Here is a 14,176-nt window from a genome sequence, read left to right on the forward strand (position 1 = left end):
GGGTCTACGCCGCCCTCGCCGATGTCCAGCGATGCGGCGCCCCGGCTAGCCGCCCGGAAGGTCGAGCACGATATTCCGCCCGTTTTTCACGTAGCGCAGGTCGCTTTCGCCGATTGCGGCGACACGGCCGCCATCAATGCGGTCGCCGACCTTGACCTTCTCGTAGCGCCCGCTCGGCAGACGCACCAGCGCGCGGCGGTCGCTGGACGAGCCGTAGACCCCGATCAGGTTCAACTGTCGCAGGTTGATCGCGTTCGACACCGTCGCCTGCCGGGCGACCGAGGCAGTGGTCGGAATCGACGGCCGCACCGTGGCGGTCTGCGGCACGGCCGGGGCCGTGGCGGCCACCCGGGCGGCCAGGTCCTCGGGGCGGGAGACCGGCCGGATCGAGCGGACGATGGCATTCGCGGGCAGCGGGTTCGCGGCAAGCGCCGCGGCGACGGCGGCGGCGACGTCTTCCTCGACCGGGCCTTCCGGGCCGTTCTCGGCACCGGGCAGCGCCACCCGTTCGAGGGGGCGCGGGAGCGGGCGCGGGCCGGGTTGCGCCGCCGGGTCGGGGGCGGGCGCCAGCGCGGCGGGTGCGATCCCGTCCGGGCGCAGGCGCGGCCGGAACGGCGTCAGGCGCGCGGCGATCTCGGGGCTCGCGGCGATGACGACGCCCTCGGGCAGCGGGGCGGGCTCTGCCGGCGCCGCCGCCGTTTCCGTGGCGGGCGCGGTATCGACGGGCGGAGCCGGTGGGCGCGTGTCGGTCTGCGCGTCGGAGGCGGGATCGCCGGCCGGGGCGGCCTCCGGTGCCGGCGCGGCGTTCGGCGCGGGGCGCGCGGGCGGCACCGCCGGCGGGCGTCCCTCGGTCACGGGGAAGACGAAGGTCGGGCGCGGCGGCGGGGTAATCTCGGGCCGGCCGAGGACGACTTGCGGGGCGGGGGCGGCCGCGTCGCCGGGCTCGTCCGGGGCGGGCAGGATATCCGCAACCACCGGTTCGGTCGCACCGCCGGGCGTGGCGTCCGCCCCGGGGCGCGGTTGCCGCGCGGCGATGTCGTTCGCCGCCGGCGGGTTCGCCTGCTGCGGCAGTTCCGCGTCGATGGCGCGCGTTGCGGCGGGGTCCGGCAGGGGCGGGGCCACAGGGGCGCGGAGGCCAGGTTCGAGCGCCGCGATGAACAGCTCCTCGATCCGGTCCTGGCCGGGCGCGGCGGGCGGTTCCGGGGCGCGCTGCCACAGGCCGCTGCTGGCATAGGCTTCGATCGCCGCGGTCTCGGCCATGGCGGGGGGCGTCTCGGGGGCTGACGGCGGCGTGCCGGGCGCGGAGGCCGTGGCCGCCGTGTCCGGCTGCGCCGCGCTGTCGGGAGACGTGGCGTCGGGCACGGTGGCGGCAATCTCGCCTGGGTCGTCGCCGAGCGACCAGAGCCCGATGGCGGCCATCGCGACCAGCAGAAGGACGCTCAGGACAAGGCCGCCCAGCAGACCCGGGCTCGGGCGGCGCAACGCCGCGGCCAAGCCCTGCATGCCCTCGCCGTTGTCGGGCGGCCGGCCGGTGGCCGCAGGGTGCGGCTTCGGCATCTTGGGCGGCGCTGCCGCCGGGCGGTGGGCGGTCAAGGGCGGAGGAGCGGGGGGCAGTTTTGGAGCGCTTGCCGTGGCCGGGGCGGCCTCCTGCGGGCGCGGGGGCTGCGGCGCCGGCGTCACCGGTTTCGGCGCCGCGGGCGCTGCCGCGGATGGCGCCTGTTCCGGCGCCTCGCTCGGGGTCGCCGACGGCGCCTGCTCCGGCGTCGGGTCGGCATCCGACGTGCCGCCGTCTTCGGTGCCGAGCGTCAGGCGCGAGGGCACCGTCGCGGACGACCTGTCGTCGGACTGGGCGGGGGCGTCGCCGGCCCGCCGCGTGGAGAATGAGGGCGGCGTCCTGTCCTGCGGTGCGTCCTCGTCCGGGGGGGCGGCCGGAGGCGTTTCCGGCGCTGTTTCGGCCGGCTCCGGTTCGGGTTCCGCAGGGGCAGGCTTGGCCGGTGCGGCTTTCGGGCGGTCGGCTTCGCCCGCCGATGCCTTGGCCGGGCCGGCGGGTTTCGGACGGGCCGCGGGCTCGTCGCCGGCCGCGTAATCGGCCATCGCGCCGGGCCGCACCGGCGCGCTGTCGCGTTCGGGCGACTCGCCATTCTCGAGGACACGGCCAGCCACCGAGGTCGGCCCGAAGAACGCCTCGCCCCCGAACTGGTCGGCAGGCGGCGCGGCGACGCAGCAGACCGGGTTGAACGCGTGCTGGTCGGCGAAGGCTTCCGCCTCGGCGAGCGTTTCGCGCGCGACCACGGCAAGGCGGGCCCGGCCGTCGCCGGTCTCCTGCCAGTCGAACACGATCTCGTCGACCGCGTAGGGCGTCAGGCCGTCGAGCCCGTTCAGCAGGCTTGCGTGTTTCTCTGCCGGGGTCTCGCCGCGCAACGGCTGCGTGGTGTAAAGCACCTGGCTGTCGGGAATGACCAGCTTGGTGTGCAGCTTGCCGCGCGCCAGCCCTTCGGCCGTGCCGCGCATCAGCCGCAGCGTCTCGCCCAGGCCGGGATCGTCGAGCGACACGTCCCCGATCCTCTGCCATCCGCCCTTGGCGCGGTGCAGCAGGCCGATCCCGTCCTCGGAGAGCGTCAGCGCAAACCCTGGTCTCATTACCGCTTTCTAACCAGCCCCGTCCCGGCGCGAAACCGGGATTAATGAAGTATAGCAGGAAAACCCCGGGCGGCATAAGGGGCGGCCTGGAATTCCTTGCCGCATCGGCGGAGAGGCGCGATGCTTGTGACCCCGAGCACACTGCAACGAAAGGCCGACCCCATGCGCATCGCCTTGCTTCTGCCCCTATTATTCTTCTTGGCCCAGCCGCTCGCGGCGCAGGGGGGCGCGCAGCTGACCGTCACGGGGCAGGGCCGGGCCGAGGCCGCGCCCGACATGGCGACGCTCACGCTGGGCGTGACCCACAACGCCGTGACGGCCGAGGAGGCGATGGGCCTGGTGTCGGCGGACCTGTCGCGCATCTTCGAGCGCTTGCGCGCGGTCGGCATCGCCGAGCGCGACCTGCAGACCGCGGGCCTGCGCCTCGCGCCGGTCCGGAGCCTGGCCGACCAGGGCCAGCGCCGGGAGATCACCGGGTTTCGCGCGTCCAACACCCTGCGCGTGCGCCAGCGCGATCTCGACGGGCTGGGCGCGACGCTCGACGCGGTGCTGGCCGATGGCGCCAACCTGTTCGAGGGGCTGCGCTTCGGGCTGCAGGACCCGACGCCGGTCGAGGACGAGGCCCGGCGCAGGGCGGTGGCCGACGCGGCGCGGAAGGCCGCGCTCTATGCCGGGGCGGCGGGCCGCGCGCTTGGCGCGGTCGTCTCCATCCGCGAGGGCGGCGCCGAGCGCCCCGAGCCGATGCGCCTGGAGGCCGCCGCGGCCGCGGGCGGCGGGGTGCCGGTCGCCCCGGGCGAGGTCTCGTTCTCTGCCCGGGTGACCGTGGTCTACGCGCTCGGCGAGTGAGGCGCGGGCCTCAGAGCTGGTCCAGCGCCTGTTCGAGATCGGCGATCAGGTCGTCGGCATCCTCGATCCCGATGGACAGGCGCACGACGTCAGGGGCGGCGCCCGCGGCGACCTGCTGGTCCTCGGTCAGCTGGCGGTGGGTGGTCGAGGCCGAGTGGATGATCAGCGAGCGCGTGTCGCCCAGGTTCGCGACATGGCTGAACAGCTGCACCGCGTCCACGAGCTTTACGCAGGCCTCGTAGCCGCCCTTCAGCGCGAAGGTGAACAGCCCGCCCGCGCCCTTGGGGCAGATCCGCGGCACCCGCTCGGCATAGGGCGAGGACGGCAGACCGGCATAGGTGACCGCCGCGACCTTGGGGTGGTTTTCCAGCCAGGTCGCGACCTTGACCGCGTTCTCGCAGTGGCGCTGCATGCGCAACGACAGCGTCTCGATCCCCATCAGCGTGTAATGCGCCGCCTGCGGGTTCATCGTCATGCCGAGATCGCGCAGGCCCACGGCGATGCCGTGGAAGGTGAAGGCGAGCGGGCCGAAGGTCTCGTGGAATTTCAGCCCGTGATAGGCGGGCTCGGGCTCGGAGAGCGAGGGGAACTTGCCCGAGGCCGACCAGTCGAACGCGCCGGAATCGACCACCGCGCCGCCGGTCACCGTGCCATTGCCGGTGAGGTACTTCGTGGTGGAGTGGACGACCAGCGCCGCCCCGTGCTCGATCGGGCGGCAAAGGTAAGGGGTGCCCGAGGTATTGTCGACGATGAGCGGCAGGCCCGCCTCCTCGGCGATCCTGGCGATGGCGTCCAGATCGGTGACATAGCCGCCGGGGTTGGCGATCGCCTCGCAGAAGATCGCGCGGGTGTCGTCGTCGATGGCCGCCTTGACCGCGTCGAGATCGTCGGTATCGACGAATTTCGCCGACCAGCCGAAGCGTTTGATCGTCTGGCTGAACTGGGTGACGGTCCCGCCGTAAAGCCGGGTCGAGGCCACGATGTTCTTGCCCGGCCCCATCAGCGGGAACAGCGCCAGGATCTGCGCCGCGTGCCCCGACGAGGTGCAGACCGCGCCGACCCCGCCCTCCAGCGTCGCGATGCGCTCGGCCAGCACCGCGACCGTCGGGTTGGTCAGGCGGGAATAGATGTAGCCCACCTCCTGCAGGTTGAAGAGCGCCGCCGCGTGGTCGGCGTCGCGGAACACGTAGGACGTGGTCTGGTAGATCGGCGTCTGCCGCGCCCCGGTCGCCGGGTCGGGCCGGGCGCCGGCGTGAATCTGCAGCGTGTCGAAGCCGTAGGTAGGACCCTCGCTCATCGGATCGGAACTCCCTCTTTCCCGTTTGCGTCAGCTTTACGGCATCGTCGCCGACCCCACAACACGGCGCAGGGGGAAAGGACGCGGGTGCGCGCGGCGCGGCGGGACAGGAATTCCGTTCGCGCTGCGCGGCGCCTTGCGGGACGGCCGCGCGATCGGGGGCTGCAGGCCGCGGCCGGGCGTGCGGTCAGTGCAGCCGCGAGCCCGACCCGCCGGTTGGCAGGTCGGCCGCCTTGAGCACGCTATGCTCGGCCTCGGCAAGCTTGCGTCTGACCTCTTCGAAATCGAGGCCGCCGGTCCCGTTGCGGGCGGCGAACGCGGCGAGGAACGTGTCGAGGCCCACCAGCGTCTCGAGGACCTCGAACAGGGCGTCTTGGCAATCTTGGGGCATGGATTTCAAAGCGTTCCAGAGTGAGCAAGGTGGCTGGATGGCATGCACGGACCGACACCGTGCACCGTCCTGCTTTGTACTCGGGACCGCGTCCACCGATACAGGCAAAGCTTCGGGCGGGACGTATATAGCGCGTTTCGGAAACCGCAAGTGCTTCTTTAGTCTCGGTCCGGAAAACCGGCGGGTTTAGCGGCGATCCGCCGCAAGCGTGGCGCCACCCGCCCCGGTCAAAGCGCATCGAGGCGTTGCAGGATCGTCCGCAACTCGGCCAGTTGGGTCTCGGTCAGCGGCGCCTGCGGGGGCACCGGAGGCCCGCAATCCAACCCCTGAAGCGCAAGACCCGCCTTGATCGCCGCGGCGAGATTGAAGCGTGCGAAGGCCTCGTTCACCGCCCAGAGGCGGCGTTGCAGGTCCATGGCCGCGTCCCATGCGCCCGCCCGGCACAGGCGGTACAGCTCGGCGCTTTGCGCGGGCACGATGCAGGAGGGGCCCGCCATCCAGCCCAAGCCCCCGATCATCATCACCGCCACCGTGATATGCGACGAGGCGGCGAAGATGCCGATGCGCCCCTCGGTGCGGTTCATGATCGACAACAGACGCCCGGTATTGGTCGAGGCATCCTTGAGATAGGCGATGCGCGGGTGATGGCTGAGCGTCCCGATCGCGGACAGCGACAGGTCCGAGCGCTGGAAATTGGGGTTGGTGTACATCGTGACGGGCAGGTCGGTGGCCTCGGCCACGGCGGTGAAATAGTCTACGACGCCCGCCTCGGGGATCGGGAAATACGCCTCCATCACCGCGAGAATGCCGTCCGCCCCCAGCGCCGCCCAGTCGCGGGCCTGGCTGACGGCGTCGGCGGTCGCCGTCGAGGCCACGCCGGCGATCACCGGCACACGCCCCTGTGCGGCCTGCACCACGGTTTCCACCACTTCGGCCTTCTGCTCGCGCGTCAGATAGGCGAACTCGCCGGTGGAGCCCAGCGGGCAGAGCCCCTGCACCCCTTGCGCGATCAGATGCTCGCAAAGCCGCGTCAGAACTTCGCGGTTCACACGGCCATCGGCCTTCAGGGGGGTGGCTATATAGGGGATGACCCCGTGCAATCCGTCCATCTTTCTTTCCCTCAACGCATCCAGAGATTGTGTTTCTTCAACCGGTTGCGGATCGCCTGTTCGCGTCGGGGCAGGGCGGCGCGGTCGAAGAGTGCGCGCGCCCGGGCGCCCTTGCCCTGGTAGACGAAGCGCTTGATAGGTTCGTGCGCCTTGATCACCTTCTTGACCCTGTTGGGGGCGCAGATGTCTTCCAGAACGGCGACGACGCGGTCGCTCTCGCGGGCATAGAGCAGGGGCAGGGTGCGCCAGTGGCAGGTCACCTCTCCGTCGAGCCCGCAGAGCTCCGGCCCGGGCCGCCCGCCGCCGAGAGAATGGATCGCCAGCGGTAGCGCCACCTGGTCGAGCCAGGGGTCGAGGGACTGGCAGACGAGTTCCGGCGGCGGGTCGTCGCGGATCGCCGTGGCATAATCGAGAAAGCGCCTGCCGAAGGCGCGGGGGCAGCGAAAGAAGAACCAGCCGGCGTTGAAATAGAGATAGCGCTGCCAGTATTCGTCGGGGTGGGACAGGTCGAGCGAGCTTTCGAAGTCGAGCCCGAAGCGGTCGTAGAGCGCCCGCCATGTCGCGGTGTAGCCCGGCCCATAAAGCGCGATCTCGGGCCATGTGCCCTCCCGCCGCATCGAGGCGGCGGGGCGGTCGAAACCGAAGGGCACGCCGGAAAGCGCGCCGGTCACCAGCGTGTCGGTGTCGAAGAACACGAAGGGTTCGCACTCGGGCAGGGCGGCAAGCGCCTCGATCTTGTTGCCCTGGGGGTAGGCGGCGCCGAAGGCGCGGCACTCGAAGGGCACGATCTCCGCGCCCAGCCCGCCGAGTAGGTCGCGCACGCCCGGATCGCCGATCCGCGGGTCCCTGTCCCAGAGCGGCCCCGGCTGCGGTTCCGCCACGAGCAGTCGACCGGCGAAGCCCGGGTCCGAGGCCCGGAGCGAGGCCGCGAACAGGACGGCTTCGTATTGCAGGCGGCCGTTCTGGGCGACGATCACGATGTTAAATTCGGTTCGGTCCGCCCGTGCCTGGGCCATGAGCATCCGTTTCTTTTGCCCGGTTCCGCGCCACTATAGGCGCTGCGGTCGGTGGCCGAAAGCGGGGCGCGCGGCCGAACGGGGGCTTTCACCCCCGACATGACCGGCCCCGCTGTCGGCCAGTCTTTGGGGCCGGGTCGGGGCACGCGATGCCGGTGGGTTCGCGGGGCCGAGTCGCCGTCGCCTGCCGGGCGCGCCCGTCGGCGCCGCGCCGCCCGGACCGGTCGTGCGCGACGGTGGGCTTTTGCCGTCGGCGTCCCCCCGCCGACCCGCCGGCAGCCCTCCGCGCCCGCCAAGTCCCTGTTTTGGCGGCCCGCCGCCCGGCGTCGTGGCCATGCTGCCTTGGCCCTTCCGCCTGCGGTTTCCGGGTGTATCCGGAAGGCGGGTTCCGCGCAGAGCGACGGGACCGACAACACAAACCGACTCACGGAGGAAAGAACTATGAAACGTATCACCGCTTGCGCCGCCCTTCTCGGCCTGACCCTCGGCGGGGGCGCGGCGTTCGCCCAGAGCCTCGACGCGGATGGCGACGGGATGGTCAGCTTCGAGGAAATGCGGGCCGTCTATCCCTCGACCACCGAGGAAACCTTCGAAAGCATCGATTCCGACGGTGACGGGATGGTGTCGGAGGCGGAACTGGCCTCGGCCGAGGAGGTCGGTCTGATCCCGTCCGAGGGCTGAGAACGCGGGCGTCCCCGCGCCCGTCCGGGCACCCGCCCGGAGGAGAAGGCCCCTGCATCCCCCGGGGGTCTTCTCCCGTATGCGCGGCGGGCGCCGCCCGGGCGCTTTTCACGAGTGTTCCAGAATTGATCGCGATTTCGAGAGGTTACGGAGACAAGCGGCGCCGCGTGCGTTGATGTGGTCGAGGGCCGCGACGAACCGTGGCCTTCGTTCGAAGGAACGACAGACCAAAGCCAAGGAGACCCATCATGAAACGGAACACCCTTTGCGCCACGATCCTTTGTGTCGGCATGGGCGGCGGGGCCGCGTTCGCGCAGGACGTGCCGCCGCTTCTCGACAAGAACGCCGATGACGAGGTGTCGTTCACGGAATTCCAGAGCGAGTATCCCACCGCCACCGAGGCGGAGTTCGAGTCGCTCGACATGAACGACGACGGCGAGATCTCCGAACGGGAGGTTGCCCAAGGGCTCGACGCGGGGATGGTCTCGACCGAGAGCTGAGGCCGCGCCCCACGCGGCCGGCCGGGTGCGGCCCGGCGGCGCAAGGCCCCGCCCGATGCGGCGGGGCCTTCGCGTTTGCGCTCAGCTTCCGCGGGCCAGCGCCGCGACGCCGGTCCGGGCCATTTCGATCAGGCCCAGCGGGCGCATCAGCTCGCCGAAGGCGTCCACCTTCTGCGGCGTGCCAGTGATCTCGAAGACGAAGCTTTCCAGCGTCGAATCCACCACGTTGGCCCGGAAGATGTCGGCCAGGCGCAGCGCCTCGACCCGCTTCTCGCCCTCGCCCTTCACCTTGAAGAGCGCCAGTTCGCGTTCCACCGAGGGGCCCTCGACGGTCAGGTCGTGCACGTCGTGGACCGGCACGATGCGCCCGAGCTGCGCCTTGATCTGCTCGATGATGGCGGGCGTGCCGGTGGTGACGATGGTGATGCGGCTGGTGTGGCCGGTATGGTCCACCTCGGCCACGGTAAGGCTGTCGATATTGTAGCCCCGCCCGGAGAACAGCCCGATCACGCGGGCCAGCACGCCGGGTTCGTTGTCCACGATCACCGCGAGCGTGTGCCGCTCCACCGTCTCGGCATTGGGGTCGCGCAGGTCGTAGGCCGAATGCTTCGACGTGCCCTTCTGGATGTTGAGTGCTGCTGCCATGTCCGTTCCGTCGTCCTTGTCCCGTTCAGGGGTGTGTCGCCCGAGGTTATCGCCTCAGAACCGCATGTCGATCTCGGCATAGCCGGGCGTCGGCACCGGCGGGCCGCCCCAGATCATCGATTGGTAGCTGGCGTCCGACAGGATCACCGAGTCGAGCAGCGCGCCGTCGGGCGGGGCGCCGCTGGGCCCGACGAAGGCGAAGGTCGCCAGCACGCCCGGCCGCCCCGTCAGCCCGTAGGTGTGAAAATGCACGGTCTCCGCGCCCGTCGCCACCTGCGCGCCGCGGCCGGGGAAGACCATGCCGCCCGACCCGGTGAGCGCGAGCACCTCGCCCCGCGTCGTGGCGCCGAACCGCAGGCCCATGCCCACCGAGGGCGGTGCCGCCGGCCCGCGGAAATTCTCCATGTAGACGATGCGCCCGGCGCTGTCGGTCGTGACCGAAAGCTGGTTGCCGCCGGGCTGGTGCCACAGCGTCGCCATGTAGCCCGGATTTGCGGCGCCCGCCGAAACCGGCGGCCCGAGCGTCCCGAAGGCGGCCGCGCTCTGGCCGATGTCGAGCCCGGCGAAATCCTGCGCCGCGCCCGGCAGCGGCGCAAGCGCCAGGCACGCGGCAAAGGCCAGCGCCCGGCTCACACCAGCACCGCCCCGCCGGCCTTGATCGCGTCCTCGCCGGTGTCTTCGCCGAGCAGCATCTTGTTATGCGGCTCGCCGGACGGGATCATCGGATAGCAGTTCTCGTGCTTTTCCACGAGACAGTCGAAGATCACCGGGCCGTCATAGGCCAGCATCTCCTGGATCGCCTCGTCCAGATCGGCCGGGTCCTCGCACTTGATGCCCTTGCAGCCGAAGGCCTCGGCCAGCTTGACGAAGTCGGGCAGCGCCTCGGACCAGGAATGCGAGTAGCGGTTGCCGTGCAAGAGCGACTGCCACTGGCGGACCATGCCGAGCCGCTCGTTGTTCAGGATGAACTGCTTGACCGGCAGGCGGTACTGCACCGCGGTGCCCATCTCCTGCATGTTCATCAGCCAAGAGCCCTCGCCGGCGACGTTGATGACCAGCGCGTCGGGGTGGGCGACCTGCACCCCGATCGAGGCGGGCAACCCGTAGCCCATGGTGCCCAGCCCCCCCGACGTCATCCAGCGGTTCGGGGCCTCGAAGCCGATGAACTGGGCCGCCCACATCTGGTGCTGGCCGACCTCGGTGCAGATGTAGCGGTCGGCGCGATGCCTGGTCAGCGCCTCCAGCCGCTGGACGGCGTATTGCGGCTTGATGACCTTGTCGGAGCCCGTGTAGCGGAGGCAGTCCACCTTGCGCCACTCCTCGATCTGGCCCCACCAGCGGTTCAGGCCTTCCTTGTTCACCTTGCGGCCGCGCGATTTCCAGATGCGCAGCATGTCCTCCAGCACATGGGCGACGTCGCCCACCACGGGGAAGTCCACATGGATCGTCTTGTTGATGGACGAGGGGTCGATGTCGATATGCGCCTTGCGCGAGCCGGGGCTGAAATCGGCGACGCGCCCGGTGATCCGGTCGTCGAACCGCGCCCCGATATTGATCATCAGGTCGCAGTCGTGCATCGCGAGGTTGGCCTCGTAGAGCCCGTGCATCCCCAGCATGCCCAGCCAGTTCTTGCCGGAGGCCGGGTAGGCGCCGAGCCCCATCAGCGTGGAGGTGATCGGAAAACCCGTGGCCTCCACCAGCTCGCGCAGCAACTGGGTGGCCGCGTCGCCCGAGTTGATCACGCCGCCGCCGGTATAGAAGATCGGGCGCTCGGCGCTCTCCATCGCCTCGACGAGGCGGGTGATCATCTCGCGGTCGCCCTTCACCTGCGGGCGGTAATGACCGTCCGACGCGGCGCGCGGGCCGACATAGGTGCCCTGGGCGAACTGCACGTCCTTGGGGATGTCGACGAGCACCGGGCCGGGGCGTCCGCTGGTCGCGACATGGAACGCCTGGTGAATGGTCTCGGCCAGCCGGTCGGTCTCCTTCACCAGCCAGTTGTGCTTGGTGCAGGGCCGGGTGATGCCCACCGTATCGGCCTCCTGGAAGGCATCGTTGCCGACCATGAAGGTCGGCACCTGGCCCGACAGCACGACCAGCGGAATCGAGTCCATCTGCGCGTCGGTGATCCCGGTGACGGCGTTCGTGGCGCCGGGACCCGAGGTGACCAGAACCGCGCCGGGCTTGCCGGTCGAGCGGGCATAGCCCTCGGCCATGTGGACCGCGCCCTGTTCGTGTCGGACGAGGACATGCTGGATGTCGCTTTGCTGGAACAGCTCGTCATAGATCGGAAGCACGGCGCCGCCCGGGTAGCCGAAGATTACCTCGACGCCCTGGTCCCTGAGGGCCTGAACCACCATTTTCGCGCCGGTCATCTGTGTCATCTGTCTCTCCGTGCTCTCCGCCGGTCCTGCATCCTGTCGCGCACAAAAAAGCCCCCGGGTTTCGGGGGCGCATGGGGGTAACCCAGGGTCCGTCCTACCGGCCCATGCGCCTGTCTTCCGTCACTACGAGTACGATCGCCATCGGGCACTCCTCGGGTCGCGTGCGCGGGACATTAGGAGTGCACCGGTGCAGGGTCAAGCTGCAAAAGCCATAATTTTCGTGCTCCGCGACAAGTTAGCCTTTGCATTTGTTGCGGCCGGGGGCGTCTCGGCGCACGGATCGCAAACCCGACCGTGCCTTGGGGCGGGCGTCCCGCGCAGGTCCGGCGGCGGTGAACGATCCGGCGGCGCCGGGCGCCCTGGCTGCTCGTGTTGCGTCCAGGCGGCCGGTCTTCGACATCGGGAAAATCCAACGCGGACCATTCCGGCTATTTAATTGACGGGAAGCTGCGGCTAGATTGCGTGCATTCAAACGATCCGCCCGTCGATGGCGGGCCTAAATCTGGGAGGATAACCTATGGATCGCCGTTCTTTCCTGAGAACGTCCGCGCTGGGCGGTTCGGCCGCCGCCGCCACGACGCTGGCCGCGCCGGCCTATGCGCAGGGCAAGCGCACGCTCACGATGGTCACCACCTGGGGCCGCGGGCTGGCCGGCGTGCATGACGCGGCGCAGTATTGCGCCGACGGGATCACCGCGGTCACGGACGGGCAACTGACGGTCGACCTGAAGGCGGCCGGCGAACTCGTGGGCGCCTTCGAGGTGTTCGACGCCGTTTCGGCCGGGCAGGCCGACATGTATCACGGGGTCGACTACTACTTCCTCGGCCAGCACCCCGCGCTGTCGTTTTTCAGCCAGATCCCGTTCGGCATGACGTTCCAGGAATTCAACAACTGGTTCTACCATGCCGGCGGCCGCGAACTGGCGGACGAGCTTTACGGCATCTTCGGTCTCAAGGCCTTCCCGGCGGGGAATACCGGCCCGCAGGCCGGCGGCTGGTATTCGCGGGAAATCAACAGCCCCGAGGATTTCCAGGGCCTCAAGTTCCGCATGCCCGGCCAGGGCGGCGAGGTGCTGGGCAAGCTGGGCGCGAGCGTCCAGAACCTGCCGGGCGCCGAAGTCTACCAGGCACTGGCCTCGGGCGCGATCGAGGGCACCGAATGGATCGGCCCCTGGGCCGACGAGAAGGCCGGCTTCCAGGAGATCACCAAAATCTACTACACCGCCGGTTTCCACGAGCCCGGCCCGGTTCTGAACCTGACGCTCAACCTCGACACCTGGGAAAGCCTGACGCCGGCGCAGCAGGCCGCGGTTCAGCAGGTCGCGACCGCCTGCCACGGCTGGAACATGTCGCAGTTCATGGCCAACAACTCGTCCGCGCTGCAGCGTCTGCAGGCCGCCGGGGTGCAGGTCATGGAATTCCCCGACGCCGTCTGGGACGCCTTCGGCGCCGCCGCGCAGGAGGTCATCCAGGAGTCGATGGACGACGAGATCTACGCGACGTGCCATGAAAGCTACATGGCCTCGCTGAAGAGCTCGGCCGGCTGGAACAGCCGCTCGCAGGCGATCTTCACCGAACAGCGCGACCGCGTGATCGGCCTCTGAGCCGACGCGGCCGGAACCGGCGCGCCCCCGCCCATGCGCGGGGGCGCCACCTTCGGCGTTTTGCATCGGGCGCGGGGGCATCGGGCCCGATTCGCGACGCCTAAGCGACAGGGGGGCGAAGATGGAAGACGCGGCATCGCCCGGCGCGCTGGGCGCGTTGGTCGACGGGGGGCTCTGGATTCTGACGAACATCGCGATGGCGTTCTACAATTTCGGCTACGCGGTGACGCATCCCGGGCTGTGGCTGGACTGGTCGAACAAGGAAGCGATCATGCGCGTCGTCTATTACGGCGGCTCGGTCGAATTCTTCTTCGTGGTGTTCGCGGCCTTCCTGGTGCTGACCGCGCTGGGGCTGTGGCGGCGGTCGATCATGTGGGGCACCGTGCGGGTGCTGGAGGGCTTCGCCAACACCGTGGGCCGGTTCTTCGCCTGGGCGGGCCTGTTGATGGTGCTGCAGCAGATCATGATCGTGTTCCTGCAGCGCATCTTCCGGGTGGCCGAGATCCAGCTTGGGCCGCTGGGCTATTCCTTTGCCAAGGACCTCAGCTGGTGGTCGGAAGAGCTCAAGTTCTACAACGCGATGATCGTGTGCCTGTGCGTGTCCTACACCTTCGTGCAGTCGGGCCACGTGCGCGTGGACCTGGTCTATTCCGCCGTCAGCCACCGCACGAAGCGGCTGATCGACATGTTCGGGGCGCTGTTCTTCATGGTGCCGGCCGCGGTGCTGACCTGGATGTACGGCTGGTACTTCCTGTGGCGGCATCTCATCACGCCCAAGCCCTCGGCCTCGGAGTCGCTCGACCGGCTGATGATGAAGGCGCGCGCGCTGCGGTGGAACGTCGAGACGATCGGGTTCTCGCCCAACGGCTTCAACGGCTATTTCCTGTTCAAGGTGCTGCTGGTGGCCTTCACCGCGCTGGTGTTCCTGCAGGCCATCGCGTTCTTCTACCGCTCGTTCCTCGAATATGTCGAAGGGGAAGAGAGCGCGGGGAAATACCTCGACAGGGACAGCCTCGGGGCAGGCGACGACGCCTATGAAGGCGCGCATTAAAGGGGCGGGGCGA

The 14,176-nt window shown here is 69.7% G+C and carries 13 protein-coding genes; 5 read left to right on the top strand and 8 right to left on the bottom strand.

The genetic code is table 11. The features are described 5' to 3' along the window. Window positions 1-45: 45 nt before the first annotated feature. On the bottom strand, window positions 46-2,640 hold the full coding sequence (locus BUR28_RS02655; RefSeq protein WP_074218704.1) for a hypothetical protein: 2,595 nt from the start codon (window positions 2,638-2,640) through the stop codon (window positions 46-48). A gap of 162 nt (window positions 2,641-2,802) precedes the next feature. Here BUR28_RS02655 and BUR28_RS02660 point away from each other — a divergent pair, with 162 nt between their 5' ends. Continuing rightward, window positions 2,803-3,486 (top strand): SIMPL domain-containing protein, encoded by a 684-nt coding sequence (locus tag BUR28_RS02660; protein WP_074218705.1) that lies wholly within the window; start codon window positions 2,803-2,805, stop codon window positions 3,484-3,486. 10 nt (window positions 3,487-3,496) lie between these two features. Here the strand turns inward: BUR28_RS02660 and BUR28_RS02665 are convergent, their stop codons facing one another. From BUR28_RS02665 to BUR28_RS02680, 4 genes are all read right to left on the bottom strand, one after another. Next, window positions 3,497-4,783 carry an O-acetylhomoserine aminocarboxypropyltransferase/cysteine synthase family protein gene (locus BUR28_RS02665; protein ID WP_074218706.1) on the bottom strand — a complete coding sequence of 429 codons (1,287 nt, stop codon included), beginning with the start codon at window positions 4,781-4,783 and terminating at the stop codon, window positions 3,497-3,499. 187 nt (window positions 4,784-4,970) lie between these two features. Continuing rightward, entirely contained in the window at window positions 4,971-5,174 is a 204-nt protein-coding gene (locus BUR28_RS02670; protein ID WP_074218707.1) for a hypothetical protein, read from the bottom strand. 227 nt (window positions 5,175-5,401) lie between these two features. Further along, the gene (locus BUR28_RS02675; RefSeq protein WP_074218708.1) at window positions 5,402-6,283 is read right to left on the bottom strand and encodes a dihydrodipicolinate synthase family protein; all 882 of its coding nucleotides are present in this window, start codon (window positions 6,281-6,283) and stop codon (window positions 5,402-5,404) included. Window positions 6,284-6,294: 11 nt separating this feature from the next. Then, on the bottom strand, window positions 6,295-7,299 hold the full coding sequence (locus tag BUR28_RS02680) for a hypothetical protein (protein WP_074221488.1): 1,005 nt from the start codon (window positions 7,297-7,299) through the stop codon (window positions 6,295-6,297). Window positions 7,300-7,740: 441 nt separating this feature from the next. On the opposite strand from BUR28_RS02680, the gene BUR28_RS19195 reads away from it, so the two are divergent. Beyond that, entirely contained in the window at window positions 7,741-7,980 is a 240-nt protein-coding gene (locus tag BUR28_RS19195) for an EF-hand domain-containing protein (RefSeq protein WP_074218709.1), read from the top strand. Window positions 7,981-8,228: 248 nt separating this feature from the next. After that, window positions 8,229-8,480, top strand: a complete 252-nt coding sequence (locus BUR28_RS02690) for an EF-hand domain-containing protein (RefSeq protein WP_074218710.1) — start codon at window positions 8,229-8,231, stop codon at window positions 8,478-8,480. A gap of 81 nt (window positions 8,481-8,561) precedes the next feature. On the opposite strand, the gene ilvN is transcribed toward BUR28_RS02690, so the two are convergent. Genes ilvN through BUR28_RS02705 form a run of 3 tightly spaced genes read right to left on the bottom strand, consistent with a single transcriptional unit; the run spans window position 8,562 to window position 11,509 of the window. Further along, window positions 8,562-9,125: an acetolactate synthase small subunit gene (gene ilvN, locus BUR28_RS02695; protein WP_074218711.1), complete on the bottom strand. Its 564-nt coding sequence runs from the start codon at window positions 9,123-9,125 to the stop codon at window positions 8,562-8,564. Window positions 9,126-9,179: 54 nt separating this feature from the next. Then, on the bottom strand, window positions 9,180-9,758 hold the full coding sequence (locus BUR28_RS02700) for a hypothetical protein (protein WP_074218712.1): 579 nt from the start codon (window positions 9,756-9,758) through the stop codon (window positions 9,180-9,182). After that, window positions 9,755-11,509, bottom strand: a complete 1,755-nt coding sequence (locus BUR28_RS02705; RefSeq protein ID WP_074218713.1) for an acetolactate synthase 3 large subunit — start codon at window positions 11,507-11,509, stop codon at window positions 9,755-9,757. The genes BUR28_RS02700 and BUR28_RS02705 overlap by 4 nt, the downstream gene beginning before the upstream one ends. 517 nt (window positions 11,510-12,026) lie before the next feature. Here BUR28_RS02705 and BUR28_RS02710 point away from each other — a divergent pair. Both BUR28_RS02710 and BUR28_RS02715 read left to right on the top strand, forming a co-directional pair. Beyond that, window positions 12,027-13,112: a TRAP transporter substrate-binding protein gene (locus BUR28_RS02710; RefSeq protein WP_074218714.1), complete on the top strand. Its 1,086-nt coding sequence runs from the start codon at window positions 12,027-12,029 to the stop codon at window positions 13,110-13,112. 121 nt (window positions 13,113-13,233) lie between these two features. After that, window positions 13,234-14,163: a TRAP transporter small permease subunit gene (locus tag BUR28_RS02715; RefSeq protein WP_074218715.1), complete on the top strand. Its 930-nt coding sequence runs from the start codon at window positions 13,234-13,236 to the stop codon at window positions 14,161-14,163. The last annotated feature ends 13 nt before the right edge of the window (window positions 14,164-14,176 follow it).

This window comes from Rhodovulum sp. ES.010, from assembly GCF_900142935.1.
Taxonomy (GTDB): Bacteria; Pseudomonadota; Alphaproteobacteria; order Rhodobacterales; family Rhodobacteraceae; genus Rhodovulum.